Origin of the sequence: Microbacterium hominis (assembly GCF_013282805.1) — a bacterium.
GTDB classification, from domain to species: domain Bacteria; phylum Actinomycetota; class Actinomycetes; order Actinomycetales; family Microbacteriaceae; genus Microbacterium; species Microbacterium hominis_B.
This window is the reverse complement of the sequence record NZ_CP054038.1, coordinates 3,164,520-3,180,747: the sequence shown is the minus strand read 5'-3', so window position 1 is coordinate 3,180,747 and position 16,228 is coordinate 3,164,520. Positions and strand designations below refer to the sequence as shown.

The following is a 16,228-nucleotide window of genomic DNA, read 5'->3' as shown; positions in this document are numbered from 1 at the left end:
GCGCTCGGTCACCCGTCTGCGGCAGGATGCGGCATCCGCTGCACTGATCGGTGGCGCGGATGCCGGAAGGTGCCGCGGTCGTGGGGTGGGGGTGCGGTGAAGTGGCGCGGATGCCGGAAGGTGCCGCGGTCGTGGGGTGGGGGTGCGGTGAAGTGGCGCGGATGCCGGAAGGTGCCGCGGTCGTGGGTGGGGTGCGGTGAAGTGGCGCGGATGCCGGAAGGTGCCGCGATCGTGGGGTGCGCGAAGCGCGTGTTACCGGTAACATCAATCCTCGAGCGCGCGGCAGCGCGCGGCATCCACGAGACCGACGGAGGACCCCGTGACGAGCTTCAGCCCCGAGATCGAGGCATCCATCGCCGATGTGCGCGCCGAGGTCGCGCGCCTGCACGGGGAGCTCGTGCGATACGGCCTCGTGGTGTGGACCGGCGGCAACGTGTCGGGGCGCGTGCCGGGTGCGGATCTGTTCGTGATCAAGCCGAGCGGCGTGAGCTATGACGATCTGGCTGCCGAGAACATGATCCTGTGCGATCTCGACGGCGCCGTGATCCCCGGCACGCCCGGCAGCGATCGCAGCCCCTCGAGCGACACGGCCGCGCACGCGTACGTCTACCGGAACATGCCCGAGGTCGGCGGCGTCGTGCACACCCACTCGACCTACGCGGTGGCGTGGGCCGCGCGCGGCGAGGAGATCCCGTGCGTGATCACCGGCATGGCCGACGAGTTCGGCGGCCCGATCCCCATCGGGCCGTTCGCGATCATCGGCGACGACTCGATCGGCCGTGGCATCGTCGAGACGCTCCGCGGGCATCGCAGCCGGGCCGTGCTCATGCAGAACCACGGCCCCTTCGCCATCGGCGTGAGTGCGAAGGATGCCGTCAAGGCGGCGGTCATGTGCGAAGACGCCGCCCGCACGGTGCACCTCGCGCGCGAGGCCGGGCCGCTGATCCCGATCCCGCAGGACCGCATCGACGCGCTGTTCAATCGGTACCAGAACGTCTACGGGCAGACCTCGGATGACCGCCGCGACGGGGAGGAGGCGCGATGAGCGCTGAGGCGATCGCCGCGGGGCGCACGGCGCTCGGCATCGAGTTCGGCTCGACCCGCATCAAGGCGTGCCTGGTCGACGCCGACGATCCGGCGATCGTGCTCGCGGTGGGCAGCCACGACTGGGAGAACTCCTTCGAGGACCGCATGTGGACCTACCCGCTCGACGCGGTCTGGTCCGGCCTCCAGTCCGCGTATGCCGACCTCGTCGCCGACGCCGTGTCGCGCCACGGCGTCGCGCCGGCCACGACCGGGGCGATCGGCGTCTCCGCGATGATGCACGGCTACCTCGCCTTCGATGCGGCCGGCGAGCTGCTCGTGCCGTTCCGCACGTGGCGCAACACCACGACCGGCCCGGCGGCGGCCACCCTCTCCGAGCTGTTCGGCACGAACATCCCGCTCCGCTGGTCGATCGCCCATCTCCACCAGGCGGTGCTCGACGACGAGCCGCACGTGTCGCGGATCGCGTCGTTCACGACGCTCGCCGGCTACGTGCACGAGCGACTCACGGGGCGCCGCGTGCTGGGCGTGGGTGACGCCTCGGGGATGTTCCCGATCGACTCCGCGACCGGTGGCTACGACGAGCGGATGCTCGCGCAGTACGACGAGCTCGTCGAGGGCTCGGCCCTCACCGCGCCGCTGCGCGACCTGCTGCCCGAGGTGCTCTCCGCCGGCGCGCCGGCCGGCACCCTCACCGACGCCGGAGCGGCGCTGCTCGATCCGAGCGGGGCGCTGCGCGCCGGCATCCCGTTCTGTCCCCCCGAGGGTGACGCCGGAACCGGCATGGTCGCGACCGGCGCCGTCGCCCCGCGCACGGGGAACGTCAGCGCGGGCACGAGCATCTTCGCGATGGTCGTACTCGAGCATCCGCTGTCCGAGCAGCACCACGAGCTCGATCTCGTGACGACCCCGGCGGGCGACCCGGTCGCCATGGTGCACTGCAACAATGGCGCGAGCGAGCTGGCCGCGTGGGCCGGGATGTTCACGCGCTTCGCCGACGCCGCCGGCGCGCCGATGGACGCCGACGCGGTGTTCGACGTGCTGTTCCGCGAGGCGCTGGCGGGCGATGCCGACGCCGGCGGTCTGCTGGCCTACAACCACCTCGCGGGGGAGCCGATCGCCGGCACCGCCGAGGGGCGGCCCCTGTTCGTGCGCACGCCCGACAGCTCCTTCACGCTCGCGAACGCGATGCGCGCGCAGCTCTACGGCGTCTTCGGCACGCTCGCGCTCGGCATGCGGGTGCTGGCGGGCGAGGGCGTCGGGATCGACCGCATGCTCGCGCACGGCGGGATGTTCCGTACGGCCGGGGTCGCGCAGCGCTTCCTCGCGGGCGCCCTCGACGCACCCGTCGCGGTGGGGGAGACCGCCTCCGAGGGCGGCGCGTGGGGCATCGCGGTGCTCGCCGCCTACCTCGCGCACGCGGAGTCGACCGCTCTCGCGGACTATCTCGACGAACGCGTCTTCGCGGGCGCTGCGGTCGACACCGCGCACCCCGATCCGGCAGACGTCGCCGGCTTCGCCGCCTACCTCGACCGCTATCGCGCCGGCCTCGCCGTCGAGCGCGCCGCCATCGCATCCCTCTGACGGCTCCGTCGCATCCCTCTGACATCACCGTGACCGGCGTCCGCCGGCATCCACCGAAGGAACAACCATGACCCGCACCCCGCTCGCCACGACGCTCGACCACTACGAGATCTGGTTCGTCACCGGCAGCCAGAATCTCTACGGCGAGGAGACGCTCCGCCAGGTCGCCGCGCAGTCCCAGGCCGTCGCCGACGGCCTCTCGGGCCTGCCGGTGAAGGTGGTCTGGAAGCCGGTGCTCAAGGACTCCGAGAGCATCCGCCGTCTCGCCCTCGAGGTGAACGCGCTCGACCACGTGATCGGCGTGATCGCGTGGATGCACACCTTCAGTCCCGCCAAGATGTGGATCTCCGGCCTCGACGCCCTGCAGAAGCCGCTGCTGCACCTGCACACGCAGGCCAACGTCGAGCTGCCTTGGGCCGACATCGACTTCGACTTCATGAACCTCAACCAGGCCGCGCACGGCGACCGCGAGTTCGGGTACATCCAGACCCGCCTCGGGGTGGCGCGCAAGACCGTCGTCGGCCATGTCTCGAACCCGGCCGTCACCGGGCAGATCGAGGACTGGCAGCGCGCTGCGGCGGGGTGGGCGGCATCCCGCACCCTCAAGCTCGCGCGCTTCGGCGACAACATGCGGTACGTCGCCGTCACCGAGGGCGACAAGACCGAGGCCGAGCTCCGTTTCGGCGTGCAGGTCAACACCTGGGGTGTGAACGAACTGGTGGATGCCGTCGAGGCGGCCACCGACGCGCAGATCGACGCCCTGGTCGCCGAGTACGTCGAGCTCTACGACGTGGCGCCCGAGCTGCTGCCGGGCGGCGAGCGGGCCTCGTCGCTGCGCGACGGCGCGGCGATCGAGATCGGCCTGCGCTCCTTCCTCGAGGAGGGTGGGTTCGGCGCCTTCACCACCTCGTTCGAGGACCTCGGCGCGCTGAAGCAGCTGCCGGGGCTCGCGGTGCAGCGCCTCATGGCCGAGGGCTACGGCTTCGGGGCCGAGGGCGACTGGAAGACCGCGATCCTCGTGCGCGTCGCCAACGTGATGGGCGCGGGTCTCCCCGGCGGCGCGAGCCTCATGGAGGACTACACCTACGACCTCGTGCCCGGTGCGGAGCGCATCCTCGGTGCCCACATGCTCGAGGTCTCGCCCTCGCTCACCACGGCCAAGCCGCGCCTCGAGGTGCACGCGCTCGGCATCGGCGGCAAGGAAGACCCGGTGCGACTGGTCTTCACCGCCGACCCCGGACCTGCGCTCGTGGTGGCGATGAGCGACATGCGCGACCGGTTCCGGCTCGTCGCCAACGTCGTCGAGAACGTCGACGCCCCCGATCTGCCGAAGCTCCCGGTCGGCCGCGCGGTGTGGAAGCCCGCGCCCGATTTCGCGACGAGCGCCGCCTGCTGGCTGGCCGCCGGCGCCGCGCACCACACGGTGATGACGACGGCGGTCGGCATCGAGGTCTTCCGCGATTTCGCCGAGATCGCGAAGACCGAGCTCGTCGTCATCGACGAGGACACCACGACCCGTGGGTTCCAGCGCGAGCTGCGGTGGAACCAGGCCTACTACCGCCTCGCGGGCGGCATCTGAGTGGATGCTCCGCCCGGCCGCGTGGCCGGGCGGAGCATCCACTCATCGGTTGTCCGGATGACGGCCGAATGTGCGGACAGCATCGTCCGGAGGCATACTGGGGGACGGCTCGGTGGGACCGCTCCCGGCACCGAGCCCGGCACGACGGCAAGGACACCCACTCATGGCACGAATCCCGACCTCCGGCACTCAGCACGCGCTCCGCGCGGGAGACTACGAGGCCTGCATCGCCAGCGTCGGTGCGACACTGCGCACGCTGACCTTCGGCGGGCGTGACCTGGTCGTGCCGTTCGAGGCCGACGAGGTGCGTCCCGCGCACCGCGGCGTGACGCTCGCGCCGTGGCCCAACCGCGTCGTGGACGGCCGCTACACCTTCGGCGGTGTCGCCCGTCAGCTCGCGCTGACCGAGCCCGCCCGCGCGCACGCCCTGCACGGCCTGGCGGTGTGGCTGGACTACGAGGCGATCGACAAGGGACCGAGCCACGTGACCCTGGCGGCGACCATCCCCGCGCAGACCCAGTACCCCTGGCGGATCACGGTGCAGACGACCTTCGCGCTGAACTCGGAGGGTCTCGTGCAGACCGTGACGGCCATCAACGAGAGCGACGAGCCGGCGCCGTTCGGCACCGGCCCCCACCCGTACCTCGTCGCCGGCCCCGGCAAGGTCGACGAGTGGACGCTCGAGCTGCCCGCCGCACAGGTGCTGGCCGTCACCGACGACCGGCTGATCCCCACCGGCCTGCAGGCCGTGGATGCCGTCGACCCGGCGCGCTTCGACTTCCGCACCGCGCGCGCGATCGGCACCGCAGAGATCGACCACGCCTACACCGGACTCGCGCGCGACGCCGACGGCACGACCGCGGTGCGCGTGACCGGCGCCGATGGCGCCGGGGTGGAGATGATGTGGGACACCGCGTGCCCGTGGGTGCAGGTGCACACCGCCGACAAGCCGGATGCCGCACAGAGCCGTCTCGGCCTCGCGGTCGAGCCGATGACCTGCGCCCCCGACGCGTTCAACGCCGACGGGTACGACTACGACGCCGGTCTCATCGTGCTCGAGCCGGGGGCGTCGACGAGCGCCTCGTGGCGGATCGCCGCGATCGAGGGCTGATACAGACGAGCCCGCCGGGCGGAGCCCCGGCGGGCAAGACAGAAGGCCCCCGAGTACTCTCCGAGGCCCTCCGCATGGCGCCGCTGTGCGCGGCGGGTCTTGTGCGTCAGTTGTCGCGCAGCTCTTCCTTGGCTTCGTTGCGCGCCTTCACCGAGTCGCGCTCTGCCTCTGCCTTCTTCACCTCGGCGTCGGCCTTCAGCTCATCGGTCTTGTCGCCGATGCGGTCCGTGGTGTCCTCCCAGGTCCGCTTGATCTTCTGGCCTGCGGCCTCGGCGGTCTCCTTGGCGTCGTCCATGAAACCCATGATTCGCTCCTTTCGGGGAATGACGTCGACTTCACGCTACGTCGGCCCGGGCGGTGCGAGCAGGGGGTTGCGTCGGGTGCGCGGGGTTGCTAAACGCGGGTGCGGCGCTGACTCAGCCCACCGGGGTCGTCGTGTCGATCGCCTCGCGCAGCGGCCGCCGCATCGCGCCCCAGTAGTGCGACGGTGTGAGGCGGGTGAGCACGTCGACCAGTCGCGCCTCGCGACCGATCATGGTGCGCACGCGCCGGCGCACGGTCGCGTCGGCGATCATGCGCCCGGCCGTCGCGGGCTCGGTGTGGTACATCGCCGCCTGCGCGGCTGCCGCCCGCTGCGCGATCGCGGGGTCGAGGGCCGCGGCGTAGCGCCCGTGCAGGATGATCCCGGTCTTGACCCCGGCTGGGTACACCGCACCGACGGTCACGTTCGTGTTCTCGAGCTCATGCCGCAGCGATTCCGTGAAGCCGCGCACCGCGTACTTCGTCATCGCGTAGGGAATCCGCCCCGCGGGGGCGGCGAGGCCGTAGATCGACACGAGGTGGGTGATGTGAGCGGCCGACTGCGCGCGCAGCGCAGGAAGCAGCGCCTGGGTGATGTTGACCGTGCCCCAGAGGTTGACATCCATGAGCCAGCGCATCTCGTCCATGGTGAGCTGGGTGATGTCGCCGAGCATCGACGACCCCGCGCACGTGATGAGCGCCTGCACCTGCGGGTGCGCCGCGGTGATCTCGCCGGCGAGGGCGAGCACGGCGGCGTCGTCGGTGAGGTCGATCGCGTGAACGGTATGGCCGGTGCCCGTGAGCGTCTCGGCGAGTGCGGCGAGGCCGTCGGCGTTGCGATCCAGCAGCGCGAGGCGCGCCCCGCGCCGATCGAGTTCGCGTGCGGTCTCGGCTCCCATGCCGCTCGCCGCACCGGTGATCACGGTCGTGCGCCCTCGCACGTCCAGCTGTCGGGCTCGTGCCACGTCCATCCTCTTTCCCAGATTCGGCCGTGCCGGTCGGGCGCCGGCGGCCGGCATCCATTGTCGCTGACCGGGAGGGCCTTCCCGTACCGGTAGCCTCAACTGTGGAGGAGCGGATGGTGAAGACGGCGGATGCCATCGCCGAGGGCGTCTCGATTGCGTCTGCCGCGGCGCGCCTCGCGGTGCGCAACCACATCCTCGTCGAGACGATCTCCCACGATGCGCCGTTCGACATCGAGCGGTTCGCGCCCCTCGCGCGCGAGACGCTTCTGGCTCTCGCCGCCGAGCAGGAGGCCGCCGCCGAACTGGCGCGCCGGCAACGCAAGAAGGCGTGGGGCAAGTTCAGCGATCCCGACGGCACGCACGACTACCGCGACCGCGACACCCGCAACCTGCGCAAGCGCCAGGGGCAGTACCGCGGCGTCGCGAAGGAGCTGCGCCGCCTGGCCGGCGATGAGAAGGCGGTCCGCGGCATCGTCGAGCAGTCGAGGGATGCCGCGTGGGGCGACGTCGAGTCCAACCTGCAGCGGCGGCTCAAGGTCGAGGCGATGCGCCCCGACCTCGACCCCGACTACGCCACCATGCGGGCGGCGCGCATGCAGTCCCTGCGACTGATCGACCTGCCGCGGCTCGCCGCCCATCGGCGGGCGCATGACGACGCAGTGGATGCCGCACCCGGCGCGCCGGGCAAGGCATCCACCCCCTCGCACGGCGAGGGCAAGGCGAAGCGGCAGTCGGGCGTCGACCTCAGCGAATTGGACTCCTGACGGGCGACGCGCGGCGACGCGCCCGGGCCCTGGCGCCGATTCGCGCTCTGCGCGCCGGTCGAGTAAGCTAATCTCTTGTTGCGCGAGAGCGTGACGGCAAGCGCCCGTAGCTCAATGGATAGAGCATCTGACTACGGATCAGAAGGTTAGGGGTTCGAGTCCCTTCGGGCGCGCACTGTGTTGAGACAGTACTGAACGAAAAACCCGCGGAGTTCCGCGGGTTTTTCGTGTTTCTGGGGTGACCGCTCGTCCCTGCGATTGGTGCCCGAATCGATTCGATGGACGAATTCAGCGGGGACCGCAGCATCCGTCTGATTTCGGTCAGAAGGTTGAGCGATTCGCGTCCTGACGGCGAACCCGAAGAATCGACCGGCAGCCCGCGGGTTTTCGTGTCACTGGGTGTGTGTGCCCGACGAGGTCGCGCACGCCGTGGCGCCACAGGACGACACCCACATGTGTGCACCAATGTGTGCACGAGAACTCCGCCCGGAGCACGATGTGCTTGTGATGTCTCAGGACATCTCTGACGACTCCCGAAGCGTGGCCCGAGGCCTCGGCATAGACCGCCCACGGGATGCTGGCGTGCTCGGTCACGGTGGTGTGCGTGTGGAGCTTGTCGGCGACATCGCGATCTTGTTCGTTCTCGACCGCGTTGCCGGTTTATCAGACTCCATCCGAACGAGACCGCGGGACGCTTCGTCTCCGCGCGCGGTCCGATCCCTTATCGGGCGGTGCCCGCAGAACGGTCGGCCGGCGAGCGCCAGGGTCATGCCGCAATGTGTGAGGAGTATGCCGACTTCGCTGCACGTTTGACCCGGACGGGGTGCGGCGCGGTGGGGGTGCGCGTTGCGGGCTCCGTCGCCATCTGTTTCGGGTGCTGTCGATTGTGGCGGGTGGCTACACTGGCCGCGAGGGGGTGCGTGATGAGGCCGTCGATGGCGTTGGATGCGAATCGTGACGCGGTGCGTGCGATCGTCGCCGCGCACCGGGCGTCTAATCCTCGGGTTTTCGGATCGGCATCCCGCGGTGCGGATACTGAGTCGAGCGATCTTGACCTCATCGTCGACCCGACGGCGGAGACGACGTTGATGGATATCGGCGCCATCAGGCATGAGTTGCTCGAGCTGCTGGGAGTTGAGGTGGACGTCGTGACCCCGCGGGCCCTGCCGGAGCGGTTCCGTGACGTGGTGGTGGCTGAAGCGGTTCCGGTGTGACGGCGCCCAGGCTGGCGGACTTCCTCGACCACATCGTCGTCGCGGTGGAGAGGATCCAGCAGTACACCCGTGCCATGGACGCGTCTCAGTTCGAGGCTGATGAGCTGGTGCAGGACGGTGTCATCAGGAACATCGAGGTGATTGGCGAAGCGTGCCGTCGGATCCAAGTCGGGTATCCCGAGTTCGTGGCGCAGCATCCCGAGATTCCTTTCGCGGCCGCGTACCAGATGCGCAATGCGGTCGCGCACGGCTACTTCTCGGTCGACTTCGGCATCGTCTGGGCAACCATCCGCGACGACCTTCCCGTCCTCTCGAGTCGTGTTCGCGAGATCCTCGACAACGACCTCTGATGGCGGACGCGCCAGGTCGCGGCCGCACTCATCGCGTCACAGCTCGCCATGGCGATGTGTGCACCACACGCCGAGATCCGCGGAATTCCGCGGGAGAACGGGGTGTGACCGTACTGCTACGGATCAGAAGGTTAGGGGTTCGAGTCCCTTCGGGCGCGCACTGTGTTGAGACAGTACTGAACGAGAAACCCGCGGAGTTCCGCGGGTTTTCGTGTTTCTTCGGTTCGGTTGCCGTGACCGCGGGACGACCGCTGGCTTACCGTCGCAGAGGCATCGACGGTAGGTCCGTATTCCCTCTGATCTGCAGAAGGATGCCACCGGGCCCGACTTCCGGCGACCTGGAGCGCCGCCATAGGGAAAGCGTCATCCCGCTACGCTCGAGCCATGCCTCCCCTCGTGGTCAACGGTGTCCCCTGGTTCGACGATCGGGGGCTGCCCGTCAATGCGCACGGCGGCTGCATCGTCGAGCACGAGGGTCGCTGGTATCTCTTCGGCGAGTACAAGACCGACGACGAGAACACCTTCATCGGCTTCTCCTGCTACTCGTCGACCGATCTCGCCACCTGGACCTTCGAGAGGATCGTGCTGCCGCGGCAGCAGACGGGGCTGCTCGGCCCCGGGCGGATCGGCGAGCGGGTCAAGGTCATGCGGTCGCCGGCGACCGGGCAGTTCGTGATGTTCATGCACGCCGACGATCTCGGCTACACAGATCCCCACACCTGCATCGCGACGAGCGACGAGATCGCAGGGGAGTACTCCTTCGAGGGGCCGCTCCGCTTCGATGGTCAGCCGATCCGTCGCTGGGACATCGGGACGTTCCAGGACGACGACGGTGAAGGGTATCTCCTCGTCCACGAAGGCGACATCTATCGGCTGCGCGGCGACTATCGTGCGGCGGTCGAGAAGGTCGCGAGCGGAATCGCCCCCGGCGGGGAGTCTCCGGCGATGTTCGCGCGCGACGGCCGCTACCACCTGATCTTCTCCCGCAAGACCAGCTGGGAACGCAACGACAACGTCGTGATGACCGCGGACGAACTCTCCGGTCCGTGGGTGCCGTCCGGGACGGTTGCGCCGATCGGAACGCTGACGCACAACTCGCAGGCGACGTTCGTGCTCCGTCTCGAGCGCGACGGGCGCATCGAGCATCTCTTCATGGGTGATCGGTGGTCTTTCCCGCACCAGGCCTCGGCTGCCACGTACGTCTGGCAGCCGGTCGCGCGGGGCGGAGACATGCTTCTGCCGGAGTACTGGCCGGCGTGGGACTCCGCGACCTTCACGCGCGCATCGGTGAGCGAGAGTGCGGACGCCCGGATCGACGGCCCGCTCGCGCAGGGCGGCGAGGCGGTAGCGGCGGCGGTGAGCGGCGGGCGTGTCATCGTCAGCGGACGCACCGACCGGCACAGCGGCTATGCACGGGTCGAGATCATGTCCGGTGGCACCACGCACGTATCGCAGCTGATCGATTGGTACAGCCTCGAGCCGAACGAAGGCGTGCGGTTCATCGGCCCCGAGCTTCCGCCCGGCGAGTACACGGTGCGCGTGTCAGCGACGGGGGAGTGGCCGTCGTGGACGGACAAGACGCGGACGATATTCGGCTCTGACGGGCCGCGCGTGCAGGTGACCGCCATCGGCGCGATCGACGGCGTGTTCTGAAAGTGACCGTGGCGTAGCCGCCGCGGCGCTCCCGGGAGCCCGTCAGGCGTGGAACCGCTGGGTGATTGCGCCGATCCCCTCGATCTCGGTCACGGGTGTCCTCGCCATCCTGCGCGCGCTCGTGGCGGATGTCGCGCGAGGCGACGTGACCGCACCCGCCGGGCGGCGAGCCGCGGTGAGCCGGTGCCCGAGAGCGGCCCCCGCCCGCCCTCTCCCGGGGGACAATGGCACGGTGACCAGCGAGCGCGAATCCGGGTACGTCGGGGTCTATCACGCCGACGGCGGTCCGATCGGCGAGCTCAGATACCTCGTCGGGCACATGCTCGGCACGGCCCACTGCGGCTTGTGCGATGTCACGCATTCGTGGCGCCGCAAGCCGGAGTGGGATGCCATGGTCGCCCGGCTGGGAGTGCCGTTCGAGCTGCGGCACCTGAACGAGCTCGATGACGAGCTGCGTGCGGCGGTCGCCGAGGCGGGCTCGCCGGCGGTGTTCGCGCGGACCCCGTCGGGGCTCGAGCTCGCGCTCGACGCGGCGGCGCTCGACACGTGCGGCGGCTCGGTGGCCTCGTTCGAGGCCGCGCTGCACGCGGCCAGCGCCGACCGACGCGGATGATCCGCGGATCGCTCGCCGGCTTCGCCGTCAGGCAGATGCAAGGATCAGGTGGACCGTGTCGGCGAGGCGCCTGAGGAGTTCATTCCAGTCGTAATCGCTGTCGGGGCTGGCCGTCGTCGCGACGCCGAGGCCGAGATAGCGCACGCACAGGCTGTAGAAGATCTCAAACGCCCAGTCCGCGCGCGCTTCCGTCAGCTCCACGTCGTGCTCCTCGGCTGCGGCGAGAAGAGCGCGGACGAAGACCGCCTGCCCTGCGTCGCCGGACTGCCGCCCTCGGTCGAGGATCGCGCGATCCTCGATGCCGAGCAGGAAGAACGGCGACAGCAGCTCGCGGTTCTTCCGCAGGATCTCCGCGTAGACGGTCACGATCGCGCTCGTCGCCTGCTCGAAGGTCTCCGCGCCGGCGGCAGCGCTGCTGACGTGACTCTCGGTGTGGGCGTCGAGCCGATCGAACTCTTCGCTCTGCACAGCCCTCAGCAACTCCGCCTTGCTCGAAACCCGGCCATAGATGGACCCGACGGAGAGTCCGGCAACGGCGCTCACCTCGGCGAGGGAGAACTGCCCGGTGCCGCGTTCCTGAAGCAGCTGCAGCACGGCGGAGCGCACTTTCGCGAACGAGTCGCGACTGCGCTGCTGCTTGGGCTCCGTCACGCCGTTCACGGTCGATCTCTTCGCCATCGTCCCTCCGCTTCGCCCGCCGTCCATCGTCGGAGCCTACCCATCGCCCGGAGCAATTGTTCTCATGCGGGTCGCTTTCACAGCGGGGCTGTCGCCTGCGCAACCGAGGCTCGCCGGTCCTCCGGCTAGCGGGCCCGAAGCTCGAGAAGGAACACCGATTGAGGTGCGAGCTCGAGGTCGAGCTGGATCTCGCCCGAGTCGGAGACCTGTGCCTCATGGGGGCCGTCCACCACTCCTGACGACGAGGTGCGCGTAACGCTCACAGAATGCCCCGCCCAGGGGAGGTTGCGGATGTGGATGCCGGCTGACGTCACTCCCGCCGACGCGAGATCACGGCGCTGCGGCGGAAGGTCGAAGCCGAGTTCGATGCGCTGCTCGCCGATCGGGATGCGGAAGGTGAAGCGATCCTCTGCCCGTTCGGTCAGCGCCGTATCGGGGGCGACGTAGTTCGCCACGAGCACGCGCACCACGTCGCCGTCGCGACCGGCAGCACAGGCGAGACCCGACTCGTCCCCGCCGGTGACCGCCAGTCGGCGACCCGTGAGCGCCCGTCCGGCCAGGGCGAGCGCTTGGGACCGTTCGTCGGGAGTGCCGTCCGTCGCGCCGACGCCTCCGGGGTCGACGAAGCCGTAGTGCGGATCGCGCCCGCTGTCGGCGCGGAAGAAGAAGGCGTGGTCGATGACGGTGTCCTGCATATAGATCGCGGTTGCCGCCTGGAACGCGCCCTTCTCCTCCGCCGGGGCGGTGTTGCTGGGAACTCCGAGGTAGTTCCAGTAGCACAGCGTCAGGTCGGTGTCGGTGAATCCGTGGCGGTCGACCAGCGCGCGCAGCTTCTCGGACACGTATCGGTAGTCGAGTGGATCGCGGCTGGAGTCTGTGAACCAGAGGAAGGAGAAGAAGTCCAGGGGCAGGTCGTTCTCGCGCACGAACTCGAGGAAGCCCTCCCGGTACGGCGCGTCCACCTCCAGAGGGAAGGCGGTGGCCGGGCCCCCGACCGTGAGCGAGGGGTCGACGCGGTGTACTGCCTCGCAGAACGCCCGGTACATCTCGTAGAACTCTTCGGGGCGTCCCGCGAAGTGCAGCGGTCCGAAGTCGGGCTGGTCGCCGAACTCGTAGATCCGGATGGGCTGGGACGGCCCTCCCGCCCACCCCTGCGAGTAATGGCGCACGATGTGCTCGACGACGCGCCCGTACACCTCGACATCCTCCGCCGGCAGCTTGTTCGAGGGGATCGAACTGGCCACCGTGAACATGACCTCGGCGCCGATGGAATGCACCGCCTCGACCCACTGGTCGGTGGGGCCGAAGTTGTAGCTCGCGGGGTCGTCGACGTCGGCGCCCCAATCGGGGAAGAGGCTCGTCGGGTTGTTGCGCGTGTCGAGACGGGAGACCCAGTCGAACGAGCGCACCACCGTCACCCCCGCTTCGCGCCACAGCGGCGTCATGTCGGGGAACTGCGGGTAGCTGTCGACGGGACCGGGGATGCCCCCCACGCCGTTCAGTGGCCGGAACGCGCTCTCGTCACCGGCGTCGACGATGAGCGCCCGCGTGGAGGAAGCCGGCGCGGCAGCGGCGGCGGGGGACGATTCGTGGGTTTGCGACACGAGGATCTCCTAAGTGACGAAGGGGCGGGTTCGGCCGGTCAGTAGGGCATCCGCAGCAGGCGGTTCGCGTACTCGTTCGCGATCGGCTCGTCGTGGCGGAGATACTCGACGCGATCGCGGAACGTCTCCGGCGTCACGGAGTCGAACTCCTCGAGCATCGACTCGATCGAGCGATCGTGGACCGCGCGCACGCGCGGCAGACGGCGCTTCATGAAGTTCAGCTGCGCATCGAGCAGCGACTGGTCCTTCGCGAGCTCCTGGGCGAGGACCACTCCGTCCTCGATGCTCATCGCGGCGCCCGACCCGAGGTACGGCGTCATGGCGTGTGCGGCGTCGCCCATGATCATCACGCGGCCCCGGAACCACGGGTACGGCACCCAGACCGTCGAGTAGGGCGTGTACGCGACATTCTCGGAGTGACGGACGTCTTCGAGCGCGTCGGCCAGGAACTCGGATCCACGGGTGAGCGCAACCGCTCGATCGTGCATGATCTCGGCCATCTTGGTCGAGTCGTATCGAGGGCGGCCTTCCTCTGCCACGGTGAGCACCATGTACATCGTGTCCTCTGACAGGGGCGTGAGCATGATCTTGCCCCCATAGCCCTGGCAGATGATCGGCTGCATGATCTTGCGCCGGTTGGGAAGGGCCGCGCGCCACGCCACGCCGCCCACGGGGCGGGGATCGTACTTCTCGCCGAAGTGATCGCGCCGGATCTGCGAGTTGATGCCGTCGAAGCCGAGGACCAGGTCGAAATCGGCGCGGTCGCCGCGGCTGAAGGTCACCGAGACCGTGCTGTCGTCCTGGTTCAGGTCGGTGACTGTCGTATTCATGCGGATCGTGCAGCCGTTGTCGAGGGCGTGCTGCGCGGCCATCTCGAGGAAGGCCACTCGCGCCATCGTCACGCATCCCGGGAGGCCTTCGTCCTGCGAGCCGTAGCTCATGTTGCTCAGGAAGTTGCCGTCGGAATCGTAGTTGTCGATCCCCGGTGCGGGGTGGCCCATCTCGAGGCACTTCTCGAGCAGGCCGATGTCCCGCAGCGCCCGCAAGCCGTTGATGCGGAGGCCGAAGCCGACGCCGGCGACGCTGTTGTCGGGCTTGATGTCGATGACCTCGACCTGAGCACCGATGCGGGCCAGGGCCGAGGCGGTCGTCAGACCGCCGATACCGGCACCGACGATCAGGATCTTCATCGGCTCTGCCATGGCGTAATCCTCTCTGAGCAGCATCCGGCTCGTCCGTCGATGGACCAGGGAGGCTGATTTAGAATCAAAACTATTGTTCGGATTTGAAATCTAATCGGTCGCCGGGGAGCGCACAAGGCGCTGGCATCACCGCTCGTTATGTGTTGATTGCGCCTACTTATGTGCGAATCAGGCGAAAACGGGATAGCCTCGATCCAGGCCTGTGGAGGCCTCGTGCCGACGTCGCCGTCGTGCTGGTCCGCAACACACAGAAGAGGGCATCGATGCTTCTCGAACGAGAGATCCTCCAGTCCATCGGCTTCCGCAACGTCCGCGAGGGCGACCGCGTCACCGGCTTCCAGCTGCGGCTGCGCATGCCGTCCTATCGCGGCATGGCGGCCTCGCTCATCGATGGCGTCTCCGTCAAGGTCGGCGGCCTCGTCGACGTCGCCCACGATGTTCCGCTGTGGACGCTGCAGGGCCGCACCTACACGCTCCAGCAGCTGTGGGACTCCGAGGGGGTGCGCTGGCCCCTCGAAGACGCCGCGATCATCACCGTTCCGTTCGAGGGCGGCCTGCCGGCCGGCATCCACGAAGTTACCGTCGAGCTGCGCCTGCGGATGTCGTACATCCCGCTCGAGCACCAGCCGTCGACCTACCGGATCACGCGTCGCATCACCCTCTCGCCGGAGGGCGACGGCGGCCCGTTCCAGTACGGCGTGAGCCTCTACAGCTTCATGCACGACTTCGGCACCGTGATGGATCTCGAGACGGCGCTCGCGCACGTGGCGGATGTCGGAGCCACCGGCGTCGAAATCCTCGGCGAGGGCCACGTCGCGAACTACCCGAACCCGTCGACCGCATGGATCGACTCCTGGTTCGGCCTCCTCGAGAAGTACTCGCTCGAACCCACCAACTACGGCTCGTGGATCGACACCCGCCTGCACTCGAGCGGACCGAACGCGAGGGACCTCACCGCCCTCGAAGCCGCCGGGATGCTGCAGCGCGACCTGAAGCTGGCACGGCGGCTCGGATTCCGGTTCGTCCGCCCCAAGATCGGCGTCGTCTCGAGCGACCTCGTGCCGCACCCGGCGTGGACCGAGGCCGTCGAGCGGTCGCTCGATCTGGCCGCGGAGCTCGACGTCATCATCTGCCCCGAGATCCACTCGCCGACGCCGATCAAGCACGAGGTGGTCGACGACTACATCGACCTCATCCAGCGCACCGGCACGAAGCACTTCGGGCTCCTGCTCGACACCGGGATCTTCCAGGACCGCCCGATTCCGATGAAGCCGGGCGAGCTCCCGGGCCGTCGCCCGGCGTTCCTCGACGGCATCGCCGTCGATCCCGCCGACATCGCGGGGATCGCGGAGTACGTCGTGTTCATCCAGGCGAAGTTCCACGACATCGACGAGAACCTCGAAGACCAGCAGATCCCCTGGGAGCCGGTGCTGCGCGCGCTCACGGACGCCGGCTACACGGGGTACCTCTCCAGCGAGTACGAGGGCGAACGCGACCCGTGGCGTGCGATCGAGCAGGTGCGACGCCAGCACTCCCTCATCCGCCGCATCGCGTCGCAGCTCTGACC

15 protein-coding genes and 1 tRNA gene are annotated in these 16,228 nt (G+C 69.0%); 11 read left to right on the top strand and 5 right to left on the bottom strand.

Features of this window, described 5'->3' with window-relative positions:
• The first annotated feature begins 319 nt into the window (after positions 1-319).
• The 4 genes from HQM25_RS14400 (at position 320) to HQM25_RS14385 (ending at position 5,318) form a co-directional block, all read left to right on the top strand.
• Positions 320-1,045 carry an L-ribulose-5-phosphate 4-epimerase gene (locus HQM25_RS14400; RefSeq protein ID WP_172990861.1) on the top strand — a complete coding sequence of 242 codons (726 nt, stop codon included), beginning with the start codon at positions 320-322 and terminating at the stop codon, positions 1,043-1,045.
• Positions 1,042-2,628, top strand: coding sequence for a xylulokinase (locus HQM25_RS14395; RefSeq protein WP_172990860.1), 1,587 nt, complete (start codon positions 1,042-1,044; stop codon positions 2,626-2,628). The genes HQM25_RS14400 and HQM25_RS14395 overlap by 4 nt, the downstream gene beginning before the upstream one ends.
• Before the next feature lie 67 nt (positions 2,629-2,695).
• Complete coding sequence (gene araA / locus HQM25_RS14390; RefSeq protein WP_172990859.1) at positions 2,696-4,207, top strand: L-arabinose isomerase; 1,512 nt, start codon at positions 2,696-2,698, stop codon at positions 4,205-4,207.
• A gap of 163 nt (positions 4,208-4,370) precedes the next feature.
• Positions 4,371-5,318 (top strand): aldose 1-epimerase family protein, encoded by a 948-nt coding sequence (locus HQM25_RS14385; protein ID WP_172990858.1) that lies wholly within the window; start codon positions 4,371-4,373, stop codon positions 5,316-5,318.
• 106 nt (positions 5,319-5,424) lie between these two features.
• On the opposite strand, the gene HQM25_RS14380 is transcribed toward HQM25_RS14385, so the two are convergent.
• Together HQM25_RS14380 and HQM25_RS14375 are read right to left on the bottom strand one after the other, a co-directional pair.
• Positions 5,425-5,622 (bottom strand): hypothetical protein, encoded by a 198-nt coding sequence (locus HQM25_RS14380; RefSeq protein WP_172990857.1) that lies wholly within the window; start codon positions 5,620-5,622, stop codon positions 5,425-5,427.
• Between the two features lie 112 nt (positions 5,623-5,734).
• Entirely contained in the window at positions 5,735-6,583 is an 849-nt protein-coding gene (locus HQM25_RS14375) for an SDR family NAD(P)-dependent oxidoreductase (RefSeq protein ID WP_254359365.1), read from the bottom strand.
• 113 nt (positions 6,584-6,696) lie between these two features.
• On the opposite strand from HQM25_RS14375, the gene HQM25_RS14370 reads away from it, so the two are divergent.
• The 6 genes from HQM25_RS14370 to HQM25_RS14345 all read left to right on the top strand — a co-directional run bounded on the left by HQM25_RS14370 (position 6,697) and on the right by HQM25_RS14345 (position 11,177).
• Positions 6,697-7,347, top strand: a complete 651-nt coding sequence (locus tag HQM25_RS14370; protein WP_172990855.1) for an asparagine synthase — start codon at positions 6,697-6,699, stop codon at positions 7,345-7,347.
• A 100-nt stretch (positions 7,348-7,447) separates the two neighbouring features.
• Positions 7,448-7,520 (top strand) — tRNA-Arg (locus HQM25_RS14365).
• Positions 7,521-8,282: 762 nt separating this feature from the next.
• Positions 8,283-8,561: a nucleotidyltransferase family protein gene (locus HQM25_RS14360; protein WP_254359363.1), complete on the top strand. Its 279-nt coding sequence runs from the start codon at positions 8,283-8,285 to the stop codon at positions 8,559-8,561.
• Positions 8,558-8,911 (top strand): HepT-like ribonuclease domain-containing protein, encoded by a 354-nt coding sequence (locus HQM25_RS14355; protein ID WP_217275153.1) that lies wholly within the window; start codon positions 8,558-8,560, stop codon positions 8,909-8,911. The genes HQM25_RS14360 and HQM25_RS14355 overlap by 4 nt, the downstream gene beginning before the upstream one ends.
• Positions 8,912-9,295: 384 nt before the next feature.
• On the top strand, positions 9,296-10,564 hold the full coding sequence (locus tag HQM25_RS14350; protein ID WP_172990853.1) for a family 43 glycosylhydrolase: 1,269 nt from the start codon (positions 9,296-9,298) through the stop codon (positions 10,562-10,564).
• Between the two features lie 232 nt (positions 10,565-10,796).
• The gene (locus tag HQM25_RS14345; RefSeq protein ID WP_172990852.1) at positions 10,797-11,177 is read left to right on the top strand and encodes a hypothetical protein; all 381 of its coding nucleotides are present in this window, start codon (positions 10,797-10,799) and stop codon (positions 11,175-11,177) included.
• A 27-nt stretch (positions 11,178-11,204) separates the two neighbouring features.
• Here the strand turns inward: HQM25_RS14345 and HQM25_RS14340 are convergent, their stop codons facing one another.
• The 3 genes from HQM25_RS14340 to HQM25_RS14330 all read right to left on the bottom strand — a co-directional run bounded on the left by HQM25_RS14340 (position 11,205) and on the right by HQM25_RS14330 (position 14,661).
• Positions 11,205-11,837 (bottom strand): TetR/AcrR family transcriptional regulator, encoded by a 633-nt coding sequence (locus tag HQM25_RS14340; protein WP_172990851.1) that lies wholly within the window; start codon positions 11,835-11,837, stop codon positions 11,205-11,207.
• A 143-nt stretch (positions 11,838-11,980) separates the two neighbouring features.
• Positions 11,981-13,459 carry a GH39 family glycosyl hydrolase gene (locus HQM25_RS14335; protein ID WP_172990850.1) on the bottom strand — a complete coding sequence of 493 codons (1,479 nt, stop codon included), beginning with the start codon at positions 13,457-13,459 and terminating at the stop codon, positions 11,981-11,983.
• A gap of 38 nt (positions 13,460-13,497) precedes the next feature.
• Positions 13,498-14,661, bottom strand: coding sequence for an FAD-dependent monooxygenase (locus tag HQM25_RS14330; RefSeq protein WP_172990849.1), 1,164 nt, complete (start codon positions 14,659-14,661; stop codon positions 13,498-13,500).
• 263 nt (positions 14,662-14,924) lie between these two features.
• Between HQM25_RS14330 and HQM25_RS14325 the strand changes: the two genes are divergently transcribed.
• Positions 14,925-16,226: a C-glycoside deglycosidase beta subunit domain-containing protein gene (locus HQM25_RS14325; RefSeq protein ID WP_172990848.1), complete on the top strand. Its 1,302-nt coding sequence runs from the start codon at positions 14,925-14,927 to the stop codon at positions 16,224-16,226.
• The last annotated feature ends 2 nt before the right edge of the window (positions 16,227-16,228 follow it).

Coding starts and splice junctions, on each gene's coding strand:
- HQM25_RS14380 (WP_172990857.1), bottom strand. CDS start 5,622: ATGGGTTTCATGGACGACGCCAAGGAGACCGCCGAGGCCGCAGGCCAG.
- HQM25_RS14370 (WP_172990855.1), top strand. CDS start 6,697: ATGGTGAAGACGGCGGATGCCATCGCCGAGGGCGTCTCGATTGCGTCT.
- HQM25_RS14360 (WP_254359363.1), top strand. CDS start 8,283: ATGGCGTTGGATGCGAATCGTGACGCGGTGCGTGCGATCGTCGCCGCG.
- HQM25_RS14350 (WP_172990853.1), top strand. CDS start 9,296: ATGCCTCCCCTCGTGGTCAACGGTGTCCCCTGGTTCGACGATCGGGGG.
- araA (WP_172990859.1), top strand. CDS start 2,696: ATGACCCGCACCCCGCTCGCCACGACGCTCGACCACTACGAGATCTGG.
- HQM25_RS14395 (WP_172990860.1), top strand. CDS start 1,042: ATGAGCGCTGAGGCGATCGCCGCGGGGCGCACGGCGCTCGGCATCGAG.
- HQM25_RS14325 (WP_172990848.1), top strand. CDS start 14,925: ATGCTTCTCGAACGAGAGATCCTCCAGTCCATCGGCTTCCGCAACGTC.
- HQM25_RS14385 (WP_172990858.1), top strand. CDS start 4,371: ATGGCACGAATCCCGACCTCCGGCACTCAGCACGCGCTCCGCGCGGGA.
- HQM25_RS14330 (WP_172990849.1), bottom strand. CDS start 14,661: ATGGCAGAGCCGATGAAGATCCTGATCGTCGGTGCCGGTATCGGCGGT.